Below are 16330 nucleotides of genomic sequence, written 5' to 3'. Positions count from 1 at the left end.
GCGCTGTGACCGCGCAGCCCGAACTCGCCCAGATCGCCTTCACCGACCTCGCCCGCCACGGTGGACGGCCCGCCGTCGTCACCGACGACGGCGTGATCACGTACCGTGAGCTCGCCGGGCGCGTGGACGATTTCGCCGCCCGCCTGGGCACGGAGCGCCGGCTGGTGCTGCTGGCCGCCCGCAACGCGCTGGACTCCCTCGTGGGCTACCTGGCCGCGCTGTCGGCCGGACATCCCCTGCTCCTGGTGCCGGCGGACAAGCCCGCAGCACTGGACTCCCTGGTGGCCGCCTACGATCCCGACGTGGTGCTGCGCCCCGGTGAGGGCGCCCCGGTCATCGAGGAACGCCGTCCCGGCTCGAGGCACGAGCTGCATCCCGACCTGGCCCTGCTGCTCAGCACCTCGGGATCCACCGGCTCCCCGAAGCTCGTGCGGCTCTCGCATGCCAACCTCACGGCGAACGCCGCTTCCATCGCGGAGTACCTCCGTATCGGGCCGGACGACCGCGCCGCAACGACCCTGCCCCTGCACTACTGCTACGGCCTGTCCGTGGTCAACAGCCACCTGATGCGCGGGGCCGGGCTGGTCCTCACGGACCTCTCGGTCGTCGACCCCTGCTTCTGGGACCTCTTCCGGGACAGCCGGGCGACGTCCTTCGCGGCCGTCCCCTACACCTTCGACCTGCTGGAACGCGTGGGCTTCGCGGAGGCTGACCTTCCGCACCTGCGCTACGTCACCCAGGCGGGCGGCAGGCTTGCGCCCGAGAAAGTGCGCTCCTGGGCCGAGGTCGGACGGCGCCGCGGCTGGGACCTGGTCGTCATGTACGGGGCCACGGAGGCGACCGCCCGCATGGCCTACCTGCCGCCGGACCTCGCCGCCGAACACCCGGGGTCCATCGGGGTGCCGGTCCCGGGCGGATCCTTCCGCATCGAGCCGGTGGAGGACCTGGAGGACGGGGAACTCGTCTATTCCGGCCCCAACGTCATGCTCGGCTATGCCGAACGTCCCGCCGACCTCGCCCTGGGCCGGGAGATCCACGAACTGCGCACCGGCGACCTCGCCCGCAGGAACGCCGACGGACTCTACGAAGTGGTCGGGCGGCGCAGCCGGTTCGTGAAGCTCGCGGGCCTGCGCATCGACCTCGGGCAGGTCGAGCGCATCCTGGCCGAGCTGGGCGTCCCGGCGGCGGCCGCCGGGTCCGACGACGGCCTCGTCATCGCCGTCGAGGGCGAGCACGACTCCTCGCTCCTGACCAAGGTCCTCGCCGGCAGCGTGGGCCTGCCGCGCGCGGCGGTCGAGATGCACTCCGTGGAGCACCTGCCACGGCTGGCGACCGGCAAGGTCGACTACCCGGCCGTGCGCCGGCTGGCCGCCCAGGCACCCACGGCCGCCCCCGAGCCCCTGAGCGGTGATCGCGACGACGTACGACGCATCTTCGCGGAGGCGCTGGACCGGACCGACATCGGTGACGGCGACACCTTCGTCTCCCTCGACGGTGATTCCCTCTCCTATGTCGCCGTGTCGGTGCGGCTGGAACAGGCGATCGGCCGGCTTCCGGCCGACTGGCACCTCCTGTCCGTCCGCGAACTGGAGCGCCGCCGGAAGCCCCGGCGTCGCGTCGTGTCCTTCCTGGAGACGTCGATCGTGCTGCGCGCCGTGGCGATCGTGTGCATCGTGGCGACGCACGTGCACCTCTTCCACTTCCAGACCGCCCACCTCCTCTTCGCCGTGGCGGGGTACAACTTCGCGCGATTCCAGCTGGGCGGCGAACGCGCTCCGCGGCTGCGGCGCCACCTGCGCAGCCTGACGCGGATCGTGGTGCCCTGCGTGGCGTTCATCGCGGTGGCCTACCTGCTCACCGACGACTACGGCGTCGCGAACGTCTTCCTGCTCAACGGCATGGTGGGACCGCAGGAGCTCACGACCCAGTGGCACTTCTGGTTCGTGGAGATGCTGACCTACATCCTCATCGGGGTGACGGCCCTTCTGGCCGTGCCGTGGGTCGACCGGCTCCACCGCCGGGCACCCTTCGGCTTCGCACTGGGCCTGGTGGTGGTGGGGCTGATCAGCCGCTACGACATCATGGATCCCGGGCTGCCGAAGCCGGCGCCCGTGTTCTGGCTCTTCGCCCTCGGCTGGGCCCTCGCCGGCGCCCGGACCGGCATGCACCGGTGGACGGTCTCGGTCCTGACGGTACTCAGTGTTCCCGGCTTCTCCAGCAGCGCCACCAGCACCGTCCATGAGGCCACCGTAACCACCGGGATCCTGCTGCTCATCTGGGTGCCGGCGCTGCCGGTGCCGACGGTCCTGCGCCGCGTGGTGGGCTGGCTGGCCGCAGCGTCCCTGTACATCTACCTCACCCACTGGCTCGTCTATCCGGTCCTGCTCCCGCTCAGCCCGGTCCTGGCCGTGGGGGGTTCGCTCGTGATGGGCGTGGCCTACTGGGCGCTGTGCAGCTGGTCGCCCGCTGCGATCATGCGCCGGCGGCGGTCGGTGGTCCCGGCGTCACCGGCTCCACCGTCGATGGGGCGCCGGGCGCGGAGGACTAAACTGGACGCGATCTCCCAGCCCCCGTACCCCGTCCAGGAAGGCCCCTGATGGCTGCTGCATCGCCTGCCCCTGGCGCCGGCCCCGGCTCCGATGACGCCCAGCTCACGGTCTGGAAGCCGTTCCTGGTCCGCGCCGTGGTGAGCGCAGTGTTCGGGCTCGTCACCATCTTCTGGCGCGACCCGTCGACACTGGTGATGTCCCTCGCAGGCGGGCTCTATCTGCTGCTCGACGGCGGGGCCTACCTGTGGACGCACCGCAGAACGCACTGGGGGCCCCGGTTCAAGCTGCTGACCGAGGTCGGTGGCGGCCTGCTCATCGGTGCGGGCATCGCCAGCCTTGTCTTCTTCGATGACCGCAGTTTCGCCTTCGCCGGCGCCGTCGCGCTGGTCGTCGCCGGTGCCGCCGAACTGGTACGGGGGCTCGCGGTCCGCGGCCACGTTGCCGCCCGGGACCTCGTCACTGCCGGAGCCATCGGTCTGGCCACGGGCGCGATCCTCCCGTTCGTCGAGGAGCTCGGTCCGCACGCCCTGCTCGGCGTGACCGGTGGGGGCGCATTGGTGACCGCCGTCGTCCTCGGTATCGCCGCCCTCGGCTACCGGCACGATTCAGCGTTCAGCGCACCGTCCGTTTCCGGCGCCCAGGGCGAGCCGGACCCCGTAAACTAGAGCCTCTACGTCTTGTAGAAATCTCGTATCACCGGAAGGAGTGCCCGTGGCCAAGCGCCAGCCGGGGAAGCCCACGCAGGGACGATTCCGCCACGGCATCAAGGCACCACTCGTCTTCTCCGCGGTCCTGGCCGTGGTGGCCGGGGTCGCGACGTCGATCTTCGCCACCGGCGGCGGCAGCAAGGAGCTGCGCGTCGACCTGGGCCTGACGGCTGCGGGTATCGCGTTCATCGCCTCGCTCGTCATCTGCGCCATGCTCATGATGGCCGAGACGCCGAACTCGGAGCACCTCAGCAAGGGTTCCGGCATCAACCGCTCATCCGCCAGGCCGGACCGGCAGGCACCGCCCGCGCAGTCCGCGTCGTCGGCATCGCCCGATGCGGAGCCCTGGCCCGACGAGGAGCCTCGCTACGGGGAGCGCCTGCCGAAGCAGGACACCTGATCCCCGCACGCCCTCTTGACGCTACTGCTAGCCTCCCCTCATGCAGGATGACGTAGCAGGATTCATCAGTACCTTCGGCACGCTGGTCCGCCTCGCGCAGGAGGCGCAGCCCTCCACCGCCCGCGGCAGGGAACTCCTCGACACCCTCAGCGCCCATCTGGGTGCTGAGGCGGGCAGCGTTCCCGTCGTCGTGGAGGACGTCTCGGGCAGCCGCTACGTCGACGCGGACATCATCCTCGTGTCCCTCACGGGGCCCGACGGGCGGCTCGTGGGCATCGGAGGAGGGGACCAGCGCCACCACATGTCGCTGAGCGACATGCTCCAGCAGTCCGCGCTGTATCCGAACTTCCCGCTGGCGCAGCCGGACTATGCGAACCTGCCGGTCGCGCCCGACCGGCAGCGCCAGACGGTGGCACTCGGCCTCCGGCTCTTCCGCCGCGCGGGTGTGCCCGTCGCGCTCCTGCAGCGCAAGGCGGATCCGCGGTACGGGCGGCAGTCCGCCTCCCTCGAGGTGCTCTGCCCGGACCCCGCGGTGACCGCCGACTTCCTTGCTGAATTCCGGCGGCGGATGCAGCGCGAGAGTGTGCTGAAGGGCCAGATCTTGTCTTTCACGATGGAGGACTTCGGGCCGAGCAGCGCCGGCGTGACGTTCCACGCGCGCCCCACCCTGACGGCAGACGACGTCATCCTGCCCGAGGGGCTCCTGGCGAGGGTCACGGAGCATGCCCTCGGTATCGCAGCCCACCGCGAAGCGCTGGTGGCGGCCGGCCAGCACCTCAAGCGCGGCATCCTCCTGTACGGTCCGCCGGGGACGGGCAAGACCCACACCGTCCGCTTCCTGCTGAGCGCGAGTACGGGAACGACGGCGATCCTGCTGTCCGGCGGCACCCTCGCCCATGTGGGGGAGGCGGCCCGGATGGCACGTGCCCTGCAGCCGTCGATCGTGGTGCTCGAGGATTGCGACCTGATCGCCGAGGACCGCAGCTTCGGTCACGGCCCCCAGCCCCTGCTGTTCGAGGTCCTGGATGCGATGGACGGGCTCGACGACGACGCCGACGTCACCTTCGTCCTCACCACCAACCGTGTCGACATGCTCGAACGCGCGCTCGCACAGCGCCCGGGCCGCGTGGACCTGGCCGTCGAGGTGCCCCTGCCCGCCGAGCACGAGCGGGCGGAGCTGCTGCGGCTCTACGCCCGGAACCTCCCGTTCAGCCCCGGCGTCATCGGCTCCGCTGCCGCGCGCATCGAGGGCACGACGGCGTCCTTCACGCGGGAGCTGGTGCGGCGCGCGGTCCTCGCCGCCGCGCTGCAGGGCGTGCCGGTGGCGGACGATCATCTGCTCGCGGCGGTGGACGAGCTCATGGCGGACGCGGCATCCCTGACGAGGAGCCTGCTCGGCAGCAACGGTCCCGCAACGGCGGACGGCTTCTCCGAAGGACAGGAAACCCTCCCTGCGGGTCCGGGAGTGGCGCCGTACTCCGGCATCTACCTGCCGGAGTACGGGTCCGCGTTCTCCGCGTCCCCGGAGGAGCAGGTGCAGCAGGGCCTCGCCGACGGGGGCTATTCGGAGGACGGCTTCCAGGGGGACGGCGTGGAAGGCATCGACCGGGCGGAGGGCCCGGACTAGGTCCGCCAGGCCGCTGCGGAACCCCCGCGGCAGGTGACGCAACTACCTATGCCTTGCCAGCGGTCTCCAACGGGTACATCCTGAGCTCCACGAGCACACCATCGTCGGAGGAAGAATGCGCCCAGAGCCGGATGCCGAAGCTGTCGCAGAACGCATCCTCACTGCGGCGCTCGGCACGGTAGACATACTCGCCATCTACCTCGGTGACCGGCTCGGCTGGTACCGGAGCCTTGCAGGGGAGGGGCCTGCGTCGTCGTCCGAACTGGCGGATCGCACGGACACTCCCGAGCGATACGTCCGCGAGTGGCTCGAGCAACAGGCCATCACAGGCCTCCTGACAGTCACGGAGGACGGCAGCCGCCGTTTCACCCTGCCGCAGGGCTCGGCCGAAGTCCTCACGGACAGCAGCAGCCTCAATTACCTTGCACCACTGGCCCGGATCTTCGCGGGTGCGGCCATTCAGCTTCCTGCGCTGCACCGTTCCTATCGGACCGGCACCGGAGTCCCGTGGTCCGAGTTCGGCGCTGATGCCCGCGAGTCCCAGGCTGATATGAACCGACCCTGGTTCGAGTCGAGACTGGCCGGAGCGCTGGGTGAAGTACCTTCGCTGATGTCCCGATTGCAGGCCGACGGGGCCAGGATCGCCGACATCGGCTGTGGCGCCGGTTGGTCGACGATCGCACTTGCCCGGATGTCTCCGACGGCGCAGGTACGAGGATTCGATATCGACACCGAGTCGATCGAGCTCGCCCGGACCAACGCGACCGATGCGGGCAGTGCGGTCAGCTTCGAGCACGCCGACGCGACGGAGTTGCCCGCGGCCCAGTTCGACGCGATCTTCGCCTTCGAGTGCATCCATGACATGCCGTACCCGGTCGAGGTGCTGGCTGCGGCGCGCAGGGCGCTCCGGCAGGACGGCACCGTGATCGTCATGGACGAGGCCGTGGCCGCATCCTTCGCTCCTCCGGGCGACGATCTGGAGCGGCTCATGTACGGCTTCAGTCTGCTGATCTGCCTGCCCGACGGAATGGCTCACCCCGACAGTGCCGCTACCGGCACCGTCATGCGACCGGACACGCTGCGCCGATACGCACTGGACGCCGGGTTCACCGAGGTAAGGATCCTGCCGATCGAGGACTTCGGGTTCTTCCGCTTCTACGAGCTGGTGCCCTAGCTGCACTGCCCAGGGAGGTCGGTCAGCCGGGTGATGGAATCACAGGTGCTGGATCTGAAGCTCCGGACACGCATATCGGTACCGTGTCTCGTCCACGGCGACGTCGACGCGCGGCCCGTACTGCTGCTGCACGCGTGGGGCGAGTCCCGGCGGTGTTTCGACCGGCTCGTACCGCTGCTTCCCGGGTGCAGGATCTACGCCCCCGATCTCCGCGGGCAGGGCGACGCGGACAAACCGGAGTCCGGTTACTCCCTGTCGGACCAGGCGGAAGACGTTGCCGCGATCCTCGACGCACTCGACGTGCCGACGGTCTGCATTCTTGGCTCCTCCAGCGGTGGATATGTCGCTCAGCAGCTGGCCGTCACATACCCGGAGAGAGTCTCGGCGCTGGTACTCGCGGGTGTTCCCCTGAGTCTTCACGGACGGGCCCCGTTCGCGGATGAAGTGGAGCGCCTGACCGATCCCGTCGACGAGAACTGGGTCCGGGAGTCGCTCTCCTGGTATCCGCTACTGCACGAGGTTCCCTCGTGGTTCATCGAGGACCGGGTCCTCGACGGTGTCACGATGCCCGCCCATGCCTGGAAGGGCATCCTGCAGGGCTTGAGCACCGCGACACCACCGACCGACTCGGGGGATATCCGCGTTCCCACACTGCTCCTATGGGGCGAGCATGACGGACTGCTGCCTCGGAAGGACCAGCAAGCCCTGGCGGCTCGAATACCCGGCTCGACAGTGAAGATCTACCCGGGGGTCGCTCACATGGTCCTCTGGGAATGCCCGGACCTGGTCGCGCGCGACACCTTGACGTTCTTCGACTCCATCGAAAAAGGATGAAGACCCCTTGGTCGTCGTCGTGCAACCACCGACACAAGAGGTCTTCATCCGCCATGCAACCGGCGCTCCGGCTCCGTACGCCTAGCGGCCCGTGCGGCGCTTGCTGTAGACGTCGAACGCCACCGCGAGCAGGAGCACCAGGCCCTTGATGACCTGCTGCCATGCCGCGTCGACCGAGAGGATCGACAGCCCCTGGTTGAGGACACCCATGACCAGGCCGCCGATCACCGCGCCGACGACCGTCCCGACCCCGCCCTGCACCGCAGCTCCACCGATGAAGACGGCCGCGATGGCGTCGAGTTCGAAGCTTCCACCGGCGGATGCCACGGCGCTGCCCGCGCGGGCCGTGCTGACCACGCCGGCAAGACCGGCGAGGAAGCCCATGTTCACGAAGATGAAGAAGTTGACCCACTTCGTCTTCACCCCGGACATCATCGCCGCGTAGAGGTTCCCACCCATCGCGTAGACGTGGCGTCCGAAAACGGTCCGCGAGAGCAGGAACGAATAGAGCAGGACGAGGGTCGCGAGGATGACGAGGATGATAGGCGTGCCGCGGTTGTACGCGAGCAGGTAGCACAGGTACATGATGGCGACGACGGCGATCGCGACCTTGAGGACGAAGGACACCGTGCGCTCACGGGGCAGGTTCAGGCGGCGCAGGTCCGCGCGTCCCTTGAGCTGCTGGGCGACCAGGGCCAGCGAGGCCAGGGCTCCGATGCCGAGCGTGATGAGATCCGGGGTGCCGGTGGCGGGAAGCGTGCCGGAGCCGATGGAGTTGAAGGCCCGCGGCAGTCCGCTGATGGTTCCACCGGTCAGCAGGACGAGGGCCACGCCGCGGAACACGAGCATTCCCGCGAGCGTCACGATGAAGGCCGGTATGCCCACGAAGGCGACCCAGAAGCCCTGCCACGCGCCGATCAGCGCGCCCACGAGAAGCGACAGCGCGACGGCGGCACCCCACGGGAGCCCCCAGCTGTTCATGGACAGTGCGGCAACTGCTCCTACCGTGGCGACGATCGATCCCACGGACAGGTCGATGTGCCCCGCGATGATGACGATCACCATCCCGATGGCGAGGATGAGCACGTAGGCGTTCTGCTGGATCAGGTTGCTCACGTTGCCCGGGTACAGGAGGCGGCCGCCGGTGAGGACCTGGAACAGCAGGATGATGACGGCGAGTGCGGCGAGGATGCCGTACTGGCGCATGTCGACCCTGCGCCGCTTCTTCTTTGCGAGCTCCGGCCGTGGCGGGACGGGCGCGGTGGCCTGCTCGGGTGTGGTGGTGGTCATGAGGCCTGTGCTCCTTGGGTCCGGGCGGCGGTCATGTGGCGCATGAGTTCCTCCTGGCTGGCATGGGCGCGATCCAGCTCGCCGGTGAGCTTGCCTTCCGCGATGGTGTAGATGCGGTCCGAGAGCCCGATCAGTTCGGGCAACTCGCTGGAGATGACGATCACCGCTTTGCCCTGGGCCGCCATCTCGTTGATGATTCCGTAGATCTCGTACTTGGCACCGACGTCGATTCCGCGCGTCGGTTCATCGAGGATCAGCACGTCGGGCCCCGAGTAGATCCACTTGCTGAGCACGACTTTCTGCTGGTTCCCGCCGGACAGGTTGCCCACCACGGCGGAGACGCTCGGCGTCTTGATGTTCATCTGCTTGCGGTACTCGTCCGCGACGGCGTACTCCCTGTTCCGGTCGATGATGCCGAGCTTGGCGAGCTTGCCGAGAGCAGCCGCCGAGACGTTGACCGTGATGCTGCCGATCAGGTTCAGGCCGTAGCGCTTGCGGTCCTCGGTCACATAGGCGATCCCGTTCCGGATCGCCTCGCCGACGGTCCGCGTCTGGATCTCCTTGCCGTCCTTGTAGACCCGCCCGGAGATCCCGCTCCCGTAGGAGCGTCCGAAGATGCTCATCGCCAGTTCCGTCCGTCCGGCTCCCATGAGTCCGGCGAAGCCGACGATCTCCCCGGCGCGCACGGAGAACGACGCGCGGTCGACGACGACCCTCTCCACGTCGATGGGGTGGTGCACGGTCCATTCCTCGACCCGGAACTTCTCCTCGCCGATGTCCGGTTCCCGCGGCGGGAACTGATGGTCCAGCGGCCGCCCCACCATGGCTCGGATGATGCGGGTCTCGATGTCGTCGCTGTCCGTCACGTCGAAGGATTCGATGGTCTGCCCGTCGCGGATGACGGTGACCGTGTCGGCGATGGCGCGGATCTCCTTCAGCTTGTGGGAGATGATGATCGAGGTGATGCCCTGGGTGCGCAGCTGCTCGATCAGGCCCAGCAGGTGGGCGGAGTCGTCGTCGTTCAGGGCTGCGGTCGGCTCGTCGAGGATGAGGAGCTTGACCTCCTTCGACAGCGCCTTCGCGATCTCGACGAGTTGCTGCTTGCCCACTCCCAGCTCGAGGACCTTCGTCGCGGGATTCTCCTGCAGCCCTACGCGCGCGAGGAGCTCGGTGGCCATGAGGTTCGTCTTGTTCCAGTCGATCACCCCGCCGCGCTGGACCTCGTTGCCCAGGAAGATGTTCTCGGCGATGGACAGGTAGGGGCTGAGGGCCAGTTCCTGGTGGATGATGACGACGCCGTCGCGCTCGCTGTCATTGATGGAGCTGTAGGCGACCGGCCGTCCGTCGAGCGTGATCGTCCCGTCGAAGCTGCCGTGCGGGTAGACGCCGCTGAGCACCTTCATCAGGGTGGACTTCCCCGCCCCGTTCTCACCGCAGATCGCGTGGACCTCGCCGCGCTCCACGCTCACCGAGACGCCGTCGAGGGCCCTGATGCCGCTGAACTCCTTGACGATTCCGTCCATCTCGAGGATTACGTCACTCATGCTGTACTCGCTTCGCTGGAGGGGAAGAGCGGGGGGGGGGCACGGTCGCGCCCCGCTCCCGGAGGTCAGAGACCGATGTCTGCTGCCTTGACGAAGCCGGACTCCACGAGCTTCGGCTCGACGTCGTCCTTCGTCACGACCTCGGGATCCAGGAGGTATGAGGGAACGACCTTGCTGCCGTTGTCGTAGGTCTCGGTGTCGTTGACCTCGACCTCGTCGCCGGCGACGATCGCGGTGATCATCGACTCGACCTGGCTGCCGAGTTCGCGGGTGTCCTTCCAGACGGTCATCGACTGCTGGTCTCCCAGGATGGCCTTGACGTTGGCGACGTCCGCGTCCTGCCCGGTGATGAGGGGCCAGTCGGTGCCGGGCTTGTAGCCTGCGGCGTCGAGGGAGGCCTCGATGCCCAGCGCGAGGCTGTCGTTCGGGGACAGGACGACGTCGACCTTGTCGCCGCCGGTGTAGAAGGACTGCAGGCGGTTGTCCATCTCGGCCTGGGCGTCATCCGAACCCCAGCCGAGGATGCCGATGGCCTTCCAGCCGTCGTTGTCGGCGGGGGACTTCCCGGAGGGGACGACCAGCTGGCCGGACTCGACGTAGGGCAGCAGGACGTCCCAGGCGCCGGCGAAGAAGAACGCGGCGTTGTTGTCATCGGGGCTGCCGGCGAAGGGCTCGAGGTTGAACGGGCCCTTGCCGTCGGCGAGGCCGAGCTGCTCCTCGATGAACTGGCCCTGGAGCTGGCCGACCTTGTAGTTGTCGAACGTGGCGTAGTAGTCCACGGCTTCTGTGCCGTTGATCAGCCGGTCGTAGGCGATGACCTTGACGTCCTGGGATGCGGCGTCCTCGAGCGCGGGGCCGAGCGTCTGGCCGTCGATCGCTGCGACGACGAGGATCTTCGCTCCGCCGGCGACCTGGTTCTGGATCTGGCTGATCTGCTGGTCCGTCTTGTTGTCGGCGTACTGGAGGTCGACGGTGCAGTCCGCGGCCTCGAGCTTCTCCTTGAGTCCCTCGCCGTCGTTGATCCAGCGCTCGAGGCTCCGGGTGGGCATGGAGATACCGACGTTGCAGGTGGTGGTGGCGTCGTCGCCCTCGGCTTCGGGAGCGGTCGATCCTGCCGGCGCACAGGCCGACATGCCCGCTGCGACACCGACTGCCAGCAGGAAGGCCGAGACATTCTTGATCGTGGTCATGGGTAGTGCCTTTGAAAGGGACCCGACCGAGGGGGCGTGCAGAGGAACGAGCCGGCAATGCCGGCGGATCGCCTCTGGTGTCCCTTCCGGCTGGATCGAGCTGAAACAACGCTGTAGCGCCCGGTCGACGTCGCCATCGACAATATGTAGGCGAAGACAACATATCGACTGACAAGCGTTTCATCAAGGCTTCGGACGAACGTTACCGAAGTGATATGTTGCCGTGTCCTAGGCGCTCCGGGCCCTCCGGGCGCGGTATGCCTTCACATGGGTCCGGTTGGCACAGTTGCCGGTGTCGCAGAAGCGCCGTGACCGGTTGCGGCTCAGGTCCAGCACCACGCCGTCGCAGTCCTCGGCCGCGCAGGAGCGGAGGCGGTCGAGCTCGTGTCCGCGGATCACGTCGGCCAGGGCCATCGCGGCCTCCGTGGCCATGCGCTCCTCGAGGGGAGCCTCGGGCGCGGTGGCGTGGAGGTGCCAGTCCCACTCGTCGTGCCGGACGAGCTGGGGGAGTGCATTGGTGCGGCGAAGGATCGCGTTCACGAGCCCGACGGCGTCGTCCTCCTCCGCGAACCAGATCACCTCGAGCTCGGCACGCAGGGTACGGACCGCCCGGAGCTCGGCCTCCGTGTGTGTCCGGGAGCCGGAGAAGCGCTGCTCGGCGAGGAAGCGGTCGAGCCCCTCGAGGGTGTCGAGCGGATCGGCATCCTCCCTGGCGGTGTTGATGAGCGCGGCGGCCGACGCGAGTGCCACTTCCGTGTCATAGGTGAAAGACATGTTGACTCCTGACATCGCACACCTCTAGTGTCACGACCATAACTACTTGTCACCCATGACACCAATCATCGATCCGAAGGAGTGGACGTGACCCTGCGCCCCACCGCCGGCCTCTGGATAGCACTCGTCTCGGCAGCCACGTTCGGCGTCTCGGGCCCGTTCGCGAAGTCCCTCCTCGAGATCGGCTGGAGCCCCGGTGCCGCCGTCGGCCTCCGGATCGGGGGAGCGGCCCTCGTGTTGCTCGTCCCGGTGCTGATCGCCATGCGCGGACGCTGGTCCACGCTCCGCGGCAATGCGCTGACGATCGCCATCTACGGCACCACGGCGATCGCCCTGTGCCAGCTGTTCTACTTCAGCGCCGTCCAGCGCATGTCCGTCGGCGTCTCGCTCCTGCTCGAGTACCTGGCGCCCGTGCTGCTCGTCGGCTTCCTGTGGCTGCGCTCGCGGAAGGCGCCGCAGGTGCTCACGATCATCGGGGCCGTCACGGCCATCCTCGGACTCCTGCTGGTCCTGGACCTCACCGGTGACACCCGGCTCGACCCGGTCGGGATCCTCTTCGGGATCGCCGCGGCCGTGTGCCTCGTCGTGTACTTCCTCATGTCCGCACGGGTGGACGAATCGCTCCCTCCGCTCGTGATGGCAGGCGGGGGGATGGTGGTCGCCGCCGCGAGCATCCTGGTCCTCGGACTGACGGGGATCATGCCGTTCCGGTTCGTGTTCGCGGACGTCTCGCTGGCCGGAGGCACCTATAGCTGGATCGTGCCCGTCGCCGTCCTCGTCCTCGTGGCGACGGTGGCGGCGTACGTGACCGGCATCCTCGCCGCCCAGCGCCTCGGTTCCAAGGTGGCAAGCTTCGTGGCGCTGACCGAGGTGATGTTCGCCGTGCTCGCGGCATGGCTCATCCTCGGCGAGCTGCCCGGGGTCATGCAGCTGCTCGGCGGACTCCTGATCGTCGCGGGCGTGGTGTGCGTGCGGCTGGACGAGCTGCGCAGCAGCGAAGCCCCCCGGGCGGCCGCGCTGGACCGGCCCAACCCCGTGGAGCCGCTGCCGAGGCCCTGACGGCGGCTGCGGCTGCCTGTCCTGCGCCGACGCCGCCTCACACCCGCATGTCGTCCGTCTGCGCAGCACGCTCGGCGCCGGCCATGGCGGAGCTACCCAGGTCGCTTCCCGCGAGCGGCTGTCCGGCCGCGAGCGCCCTGGTCCATGCCCCGGTCGTGGAGACCGTGGCCCAGTTGGAATTCAGGAGGGCCATCAGCGTCTCGTGCACGGCCCGTGCGGGCGCGAAGCCCGCCTCGTTGGCGAGGTTGATGGCGCCGGTGCCGTCCGACAGGACCTCGGTGCTGATGCCGAGGAACTCCGCCTCGAGGGAGGAGGCGAGGATGCAGTTGTTCGTCATGTAACCGACCAGGGTGACCGTGTCGATCTGCTGACCTCGCAGCCAGTCGGCGAGATCGGTGCCCGCATATACGGAGCCGTACTGCTTGATGAGCAACTTCCAGGTCTCTGCCTTGCGCTGCTCCACCTCGGGGTGGAGTGCGAACTGCGCGGACGCCGGATCGAAGACGGGAGCTCCCTCTCCCGCGCTGTGCTGGACGGCGACGACGGGAATGCCTGCAGCGGTGGCGGCGTCGATCGCCCGCACGATGTTCGGCAGCGATTCGGCGTGCGGCGGGTACTGGATCTCCAGCGGGCCGTCGAAGTACTGCTGCTGGACGTCGACGATGACGAGTGCGCGACGGGGTGCGGTCATGGGGGTTCTCCTAGGCTTCCGGTGCCGTCCGGTGACGGCATTCCTTCATTCTTCGCCCCGGCGCTTATCGGTGGGAGTGGCACGACTGCTGATCTACGATGGATTTGCGCCAGCATTCTGCTTCCTGAGTCCGGCAGCCCCTGATCGGGGAGAGGCCGACGATCCTCTGCCGGGGCAGCCGCTCGGCGGGCGCTTCATCGATCGGAGGATCCGTGCACATCGCCATCTACGCCTTCGACGGCGTGCCGATGTTCCATCTCGCGGTGCCGCAGATGGTCTTCGACGAGGTCAGGCGGCAGGGGTACGAGCAGTGGACGACGACCCTGTTCTCGGACAGGGCGGGGGCCGTCCGGACCGCGGAGGGCTACCTCATCAGCGGCGTCGCGGGACCGCAGGCCTCCGGTGCTGCCGACATCGTCGTCGTGCCCTCATGGTTCGACGACGGAAGGGTCGCCGGGGACGGGCTGCAGGATGTCCTGAGGGCAGCCCATGAGCGTGGTGCGACGATCGCGGGACTCTGCATGGGTGCTCTTCCCGTTGCTGACACCGGGTTGCTCGACGGGCGGCAGGCGGTCACGCACTGGAAGGTCGTGGACGCCCTGGCGGAGCGGCGTCCGAGCGTCCGGACGGACGCATCCGTCCTGTACATCGATCACGGCGATGTCATCACGTCGGCCGGGACCGCTTCGGCCATAGACGCCTGCCTGCACCTGGTGCGCAGGCACCTCGGCGCGGCGGCGACCAACTCGGTGTCCCGGGCGCTCGTCGTGGCGCCGCACCGCGAGGGGGGCCAGGCCCAGTACATCGAGCGTCCCCTTCCGCCCCAGCGTGGCGAGGACCCGATCTCGGCAGTGCTCGAGTGGGCGCTCCAGAACCTCGCCGAGCCGCTGACCATCGAACAACTGGCAGCACGGGCCCATATGAGTCGGCGTACCTTCGTCCGGACCTTCCGTGCGAGCACCGGGGCCACCCCTGCATCGTGGGTGCGCAGCAGGAGGCTCGACGAGAGCCGCAGGTTGCTCGAGGAGACGAACCTGCCCATGGACCAGGTCGCGGCGGCCAGCGGGTTCGCCAGTGCCGTCACGATGCGGCAGAACTTCGCGGCAGCGTTCAGGACCACGCCCACGGAATACCGACGACGCTTCGAGGCACTTCCGGCGCCGGGGCCTGCTTCACTCCCAGGGCGGGGAATAAATACCCCTGGGGGGTATGTTCCATTCGCATACCCACGGGGGGTATGAGTAGGACGGGGCCATCCCGGTCCGCAGCCAGGTACGGGACCAGTTGAAGGGGAAGCACATGAGCGAGAACATGCATCACGACCACCACGGGGCGACGGCGACGTCCTGGTCGATGGCGGCGACAGCGACCCTGCACTGCCTGACCGGGTGTGCGATCGGCGAGGTGCTGGGCATGGTGATCGGCACGAGCCTGGGCCTGCACGACCTGGCGACGGTGGCCCTGGCCGTCACGCTGGCGTTCGTCTTCGGGTATGCGTTCACCATGCGCGGGATGCTGCGGGTGGGCGTGCCATGGCGGAGCGCCCTCAGGGTGGCCCTCGCGGCGGACACCATCTCCATCGCCGTCATGGAGATCATCGACAACACGGCGATGCTCACCATTCCGGGAGCGATGGACGCCGGGATCGCCTCCCTCCTGTTCTGGGGTTCCCTCGCGGCGTCCCTGGTGCTGGCCTTCGTCATCACGACACCCGTTAACCGCTGGCTGATCAGCCGCGGCAAAGGCCACGCCGTCGTCCCCCAGTATCACCACTGATCTACTGCACGGGCGGCCTACCGGGCGGTGCGACGGGTGAAGACCAGATGCATCACTCCGCGCGGAGAAGGGGTCGTTTCGATCTCGAAACGCTCTTCGAGTCCTTCGAGTCCATCCCAGAGCCGTTCGCCCCGGCTCAGGAGGATCGGCACCAGGACGACGTGCATGGAATCGATCAGATCGGCCTTGAGGAACTGCCGGACGATGCTGACGCCGCCCCCGATCCGGACGTCGAGTCCGCCGGCCAGGGCGCGGGCCTGCTCGAGCGCGGAGACGGGATCGGCATCGACGAAATGGAAGGTCGTCCCGCCCTCCATCTCGAGTACCGGCCGGGGATGGTGGGTCAGGACGACGACGGGGGTGTGGAAGACGGGATCGTCACCCCACCATCCCTTCCATTGCTCGTCCTCCCAGGGGCCGCGGTGCGGGCCGAACTTGTTGCGTCCCATGATCTCGACGCCGATCCCGCGCCCCCACCTGCTCGCGAACGCCTCGTCGACGCCGGTGGATCCCTCCGATTCCCCGGGGATGCCCATCTCGCGGAAGGTGCGCGTCTCGAAGGCCCACTCCATCAGGCGTGAGCCCGCGTGGCCGAAGGGGGCGTCGAGCTGCTGGCCCTCGCCGGTGCCGAAGCCGTCGAGGGAGACCGAGAAGTTGTGCACGCGGACGAGGGACATGTCATCTCCTGATGTGCTTGCCGTTCGCTCACCGTACG

The 16330-nt window shown here is 68.3% G+C and carries 15 protein-coding genes; 9 read left to right on the top strand and 6 right to left on the bottom strand.

What is annotated here, in order from left to right; translation table 11 throughout:
- The first annotated feature begins 5 nt into the window (after nt 1-5).
- From ACX80H_RS09490 to ACX80H_RS09465, 6 genes are all read left to right on the top strand, one after another.
- Nucleotides 6-2597 (top strand): AMP-binding protein, encoded by a 2592-nt coding sequence (locus ACX80H_RS09490; RefSeq protein ID WP_459312824.1) that lies wholly within the window; start codon nt 6-8, stop codon nt 2595-2597.
- Nucleotides 2597-3214, top strand: coding sequence for a DUF308 domain-containing protein (locus ACX80H_RS09485; protein ID WP_459312823.1), 618 nt, complete (start codon nt 2597-2599; stop codon nt 3212-3214). Before ACX80H_RS09490 ends, ACX80H_RS09485 begins: the two co-directional genes overlap by 1 nt.
- Before the next feature lie 46 nt (nt 3215-3260).
- The gene (locus ACX80H_RS09480) at nt 3261-3656 is read left to right on the top strand and encodes a hypothetical protein (RefSeq protein WP_459312821.1); all 396 of its coding nucleotides are present in this window, start codon (nt 3261-3263) and stop codon (nt 3654-3656) included.
- A 40-nt stretch (nt 3657-3696) separates the two neighbouring features.
- A complete protein-coding gene (locus ACX80H_RS09475; protein WP_459312819.1) occupies nt 3697-5283 on the top strand; it encodes an AAA family ATPase in 1587 nt (528 codons plus the stop codon).
- Between the two features lie 115 nt (nt 5284-5398).
- On the top strand, nt 5399-6457 hold the full coding sequence (locus ACX80H_RS09470; protein ID WP_459312817.1) for a class I SAM-dependent methyltransferase: 1059 nt from the start codon (nt 5399-5401) through the stop codon (nt 6455-6457).
- A 45-nt stretch (nt 6458-6502) separates the two neighbouring features.
- Nucleotides 6503-7291: an alpha/beta fold hydrolase gene (locus ACX80H_RS09465; RefSeq protein ID WP_459312815.1), complete on the top strand. Its 789-nt coding sequence runs from the start codon at nt 6503-6505 to the stop codon at nt 7289-7291.
- 81 nt (nt 7292-7372) lie between these two features.
- Here ACX80H_RS09465 and mmsB read toward each other — a convergent pair whose 3' ends face one another.
- The 4 genes from mmsB to ACX80H_RS09445 form a co-directional block, all read right to left on the bottom strand.
- The gene (mmsB, locus tag ACX80H_RS09460) at nt 7373-8581 is read right to left on the bottom strand and encodes a multiple monosaccharide ABC transporter permease (RefSeq protein ID WP_459312813.1); all 1209 of its coding nucleotides are present in this window, start codon (nt 8579-8581) and stop codon (nt 7373-7375) included.
- Nucleotides 8578-10125: a multiple monosaccharide ABC transporter ATP-binding protein gene (gene mmsA, locus ACX80H_RS09455; protein WP_459312811.1), complete on the bottom strand. Its 1548-nt coding sequence runs from the start codon at nt 10123-10125 to the stop codon at nt 8578-8580. The genes mmsB and mmsA overlap by 4 nt, the downstream gene beginning before the upstream one ends.
- A 65-nt stretch (nt 10126-10190) precedes the next feature.
- Complete coding sequence (chvE, locus tag ACX80H_RS09450) at nt 10191-11315, bottom strand: multiple monosaccharide ABC transporter substrate-binding protein (protein ID WP_459312809.1); 1125 nt, start codon at nt 11313-11315, stop codon at nt 10191-10193.
- A 228-nt stretch (nt 11316-11543) separates the two neighbouring features.
- On the bottom strand, nt 11544-12089 hold the full coding sequence (locus tag ACX80H_RS09445; RefSeq protein ID WP_459312807.1) for a CGNR zinc finger domain-containing protein: 546 nt from the start codon (nt 12087-12089) through the stop codon (nt 11544-11546).
- 87 nt (nt 12090-12176) lie between these two features.
- On the opposite strand from ACX80H_RS09445, the gene ACX80H_RS09440 reads away from it, so the two are divergent.
- A complete protein-coding gene (locus tag ACX80H_RS09440; protein ID WP_459312805.1) occupies nt 12177-13148 on the top strand; it encodes an EamA family transporter in 972 nt (323 codons plus the stop codon).
- Nucleotides 13149-13185: 37 nt separating this feature from the next.
- Here ACX80H_RS09440 and ACX80H_RS09435 read toward each other — a convergent pair whose 3' ends face one another.
- Nucleotides 13186-13839 carry an isochorismatase family protein gene (locus ACX80H_RS09435; RefSeq protein ID WP_459312803.1) on the bottom strand — a complete coding sequence of 218 codons (654 nt, stop codon included), beginning with the start codon at nt 13837-13839 and terminating at the stop codon, nt 13186-13188.
- A gap of 212 nt (nt 13840-14051) precedes the next feature.
- Between ACX80H_RS09435 and ACX80H_RS09430 the strand changes: the two genes are divergently transcribed.
- The gene (locus ACX80H_RS09430; RefSeq protein WP_459312801.1) at nt 14052-15080 is read left to right on the top strand and encodes a GlxA family transcriptional regulator; all 1029 of its coding nucleotides are present in this window, start codon (nt 14052-14054) and stop codon (nt 15078-15080) included.
- Nucleotides 15081-15138: 58 nt separating this feature from the next.
- A complete protein-coding gene (locus ACX80H_RS09425; RefSeq protein WP_459312800.1) occupies nt 15139-15615 on the top strand; it encodes a DUF4396 domain-containing protein in 477 nt (158 codons plus the stop codon).
- Between the two features lie 17 nt (nt 15616-15632).
- Here ACX80H_RS09425 and ACX80H_RS09420 read toward each other — a convergent pair whose 3' ends face one another.
- Nucleotides 15633-16292 (bottom strand): dihydrofolate reductase family protein, encoded by a 660-nt coding sequence (locus ACX80H_RS09420; RefSeq protein WP_459312798.1) that lies wholly within the window; start codon nt 16290-16292, stop codon nt 15633-15635.
- Nucleotides 16293-16330 lie beyond the last annotated feature (38 nt).

The sequence above is a fragment of the Arthrobacter pasteuri genome (genome assembly GCF_054510955.1).
The sequence above is the reverse complement of the archived record's forward strand: the minus strand, read 5'-3'. Positions and strand labels throughout refer to the sequence as shown.